The 3423-nt window shown below is 57.4% G+C and carries 2 protein-coding genes; both read right to left on the bottom strand.

Features of this window, described 5'->3' with window-relative positions; translation table 11 throughout:
• Positions 1–148 precede the first annotated feature (148 nt).
• Positions 149–1441 (bottom strand): phosphoribosylamine--glycine ligase, encoded by a 1293-nt coding sequence (gene purD, locus ACMWL8_RS25000; protein WP_045261355.1) that lies wholly within the window; start codon positions 1439–1441, stop codon positions 149–151.
• A 15-nt stretch (positions 1442–1456) separates the two neighbouring features.
• On the bottom strand, positions 1457–3046 hold the full coding sequence (purH, locus tag ACMWL8_RS24995) for a bifunctional phosphoribosylaminoimidazolecarboxamide formyltransferase/IMP cyclohydrolase (RefSeq protein WP_028015111.1): 1590 nt from the start codon (positions 3044–3046) through the stop codon (positions 1457–1459).
• Positions 3047–3423: the final 377 nt, after the last annotated feature.

Here is a 3423-nt window from a genome sequence, read left to right as displayed (position 1 = left end):
AATGACATGGTATCTCTCGCATCCCAGGGCATAAGCGACTCCATAAACGGGTTCTTATGCCTCAGTTGTAAGTGTCTACCATGTCCCCGAACAAGTGTTCACTATGTCCCCGGACCGTACAAGGGAGAGGGTTAGGGTGAGGGGGAAATTACTCCCCCTGCTCCCGCGCAATAGCACGATAACCGATATCCTGACGGCTGAAGCTGCCGTTCCAGTGAATATCCGCCATTAGCGCATAGGCGCGTTTTTGCGCTTCTGCCACGGTCTGGCCCAGTGCGGTCGCACACAGCACGCGGCCGCCGTTGGTGAGCACGCGGTCGTCGTCAGCCAGCTTCGTACCGGCGTGGAACACCTTCGCGCCGTCAATCTCTTCCAGCGGCAGGCCGTGGATCTCATCTCCGGTGCTGTAGTTCCCCGGATAGCCACCCGCAGCAATCACCACGCCCAGAGACGCACGCTCGTCCCACTCTGAGGTTTTCTCGTCCAGCTTGCCTTCGCAGGCCGCCAGACACAGATCCACCAGGTCGGATTTCATGCGCAGCATGATGGGCTGGGTTTCCGGATCGCCGAAGCGGCAGTTGAATTCAATCACCTTCGGGTTACCCTGCTTGTCAATCATCAGGCCCGCGTAGAGGAAACCGGTGTAGGTATTGCCTTCCGCCGCCATGCCCTTCACGGTAGGCCAGATGATGCGGTCCATGGTGCGCTGATGCACCTCATCGGTAACAACGGGAGCAGGGGAGTAAGCGCCCATCCCGCCGGTGTTGGGGCCGGTATCGCCATTGCCAACGCGCTTGTGATCCTGGCTGGTGGCCATCGGCAGAACGTGCTCGCCGTCGACCATTACGATAAAGCTCGCCTCTTCGCCGTCGAGGAACTCTTCGATCACGATGCGGTGGCCCGCGTCGCCAAAGGCGTTGCCTGCCAGCATATCCTGAACGGCCGCTTCGGCTTCTTCGAGCGTCATCGCCACGATAACGCCTTTCCCGGCGGCCAGACCGTCGGCTTTGATGACAATCGGCGCGCCTTTTTCACGCAGGTAAGCCAGCGCGGGCTCGACGTCGGTGAAGTTCTGATACTCCGCCGTCGGAATGTTATGACGCGCGAGGAAATCTTTGGTGAAGGCTTTGGAGCCTTCCAGCTGTGCGGCACCTTCCGTTGGGCCGAAGATTTTCAGGCCCGCAGCGCGGAAGGCGTCAACCACGCCAATTACCAGCGGCGCTTCCGGGCCGACGATGGTCAGATCGATGTTCTCGGTCTGGGCAAAGCTCAGCAGCGCCGGGATATCGGTCACGCCGATAGCCACGTTCTGCAGCGCGGGTTCCAGTGCGGTACCGGCGTTACCCGGTGCCACGAAGACGGTTTTAACCTGCGGAGACTGCGCCGCTTTCCACGCCAGAGCGTGCTCGCGCCCGCCGTTACCAATCACTAATACTTTCATTTTCTGCTCCGGGAATTAATGGCGGAAGTGGCGCATGTCGGTGAAGATCATTGCGATGCCGTGTTCGTCGGCAGCGGCAATCACCTCGTCGTCGCGGATAGAGCCGCCAGGCTGGATCACACAGGTGATGCCCACCGCAGCCGCAGCATCGATACCGTCACGGAACGGGAAGAAGGCGTCAGAGGCCATGGCGGAGCCTTTCACTTCCAGGCCTTCGTCACCTGCTTTAATACCCGCGATTTTCGCAGAGTAAACGCGGCTCATCTGGCCTGCGCCTATCCCGATGGTCATGTTCTCTTTTGCGTAGACAATGGCGTTAGACTTCACGAACTTCGCCACTTTCCAGCAGAACAGCGCGTCGCGCAGCTCCTGTTCGGTCGGCTGTCGTTTGGTCACCACGCGCAGGTCGGCTTCTGTCACCATACCCAAATCGCGATCCTGAACCAGCAGACCGCCGTTCACGCGCTTGAAGTCCAGGCCCGGCACGCGCTCCGCCCACTGGCCGCAAACCAGTACGCGCACGTTCTGTTTCGCCGAGGTGATTTTCAGCGCTTCTTCGGACGCGGACGGCGCGATGATCACTTCGACAAACTGGCGGGAGATAATGGCCTGCGCGGTCTCGGCATCCAGCTCGCGGTTGAAGGCAATAATGCCGCCGAATGCGGAGGTCGGGTCGGTTTTGTAGGCGCGATCGTAGGCATCCAGAATAGAGGTGCTTACCGCAACGCCGCACGGGTTGGCGTGCTTGACGATAACGCAGGCCGGCTCGCTGAACTCTTTCACGCATTCCAGTGCGGCGTCGGTGTCGGCAATGTTGTTATAGGAAAGGGCTTTGCCCTGAACCTGCTGTGCGGTCGCAACGGAGGCTTCCTTGACCTCTTCTTCTATATAGAAGGCAGCCTGCTGGTGGCTGTTCTCACCGTAACGCATATCCTGCTTCTTAATGAAGTTCAGGTTCAGGGTGCGCGGGAAGCGGCCAGAAGGATCTTTGCTTTCACCGTGGTAGGCAGGAACCAGGCTACCGAAGTAGTTGGCAATCATGCTGTCGTACGCGGCGGTGTGTTCGAACGCCTTAATCGCAAGGTCGAAGCGGGTTTCGAGAGTGAGGGAGCCGTCGTTAGCATCCATCTCATTAATAATGGCGCTGTAGTCGCTGCTCTTCACCACGATGGCCACATCTTTATGGTTCTTCGCCGCGGAGCGCACCATGGTTGGGCCGCCAATATCAATATTCTCAACCGCATCTTCCAGAGAGCAGCCTTCGCGGGCGACGGTCTGGGCAAACGGGTAGAGGTTAACAACAACCATATCGATAGGCGCGATATCATGCTGTTCCATAATGCCGTCGTCCTGACCGCGACGGCCCAGAATGCCGCCGTGCACTTTCGGATGCAGGGTTTTGACGCGTCCATCCATCATTTCCGGGAAACCGGTGTAGTCGGACACTTCGGTTACCGGCAGACCTTTATCTGCTAACAGGCGAGCGGTACCGCCTGTAGAAAGCAGCTCCACACCGCGTGCGGAAAGTGCCTGAGCGAATTCGACGATACCGGCTTTATCAGAAACACTGAGCAGAGCGCGGCGGACTGGACGACGTTGTTGCATGGTAAATCCCCTGGATTTCACGATTACAGAGAGCGTTAGATGAATTTTCCAGCGAAAAACTCATCTAACACACCTGACGAGGCCTCCTTGTTAAGCGCGAGCATTTTAACGAAAACGTTTGCGCAACGCTCGCATATTTTCACTTTTTCGAAGCGCTGTGGATAACTCTGTGTGTAAAAGGGTATAAGGAGGGGTTTTGCTGGGGAATGCAGCAGTCAGTCATTTTTCTGTCATTTAGCGGTTGCGGCCCGCGGATAACTCCCTATAATGCGCCTCCATCGACACGGCGGATGTGAATCACTTCACAGTTAACCCGGTCGGTTGAAGAGAAAAAATCCTGAAATAACGGGTTGACTCTGAAAGAGGAAAGCGTAATA

It is taken from the genome of Enterobacter sp. 04-C-12-SI-ECC (assembly GCF_047530715.1).
GTDB lineage: Bacteria > Pseudomonadota > Gammaproteobacteria > Enterobacterales > Enterobacteriaceae > Enterobacter > Enterobacter bugandensis.
Note: the sequence above shows the minus strand (reverse complement) of the source record. Positions and strands in the feature narration are given on the sequence as shown.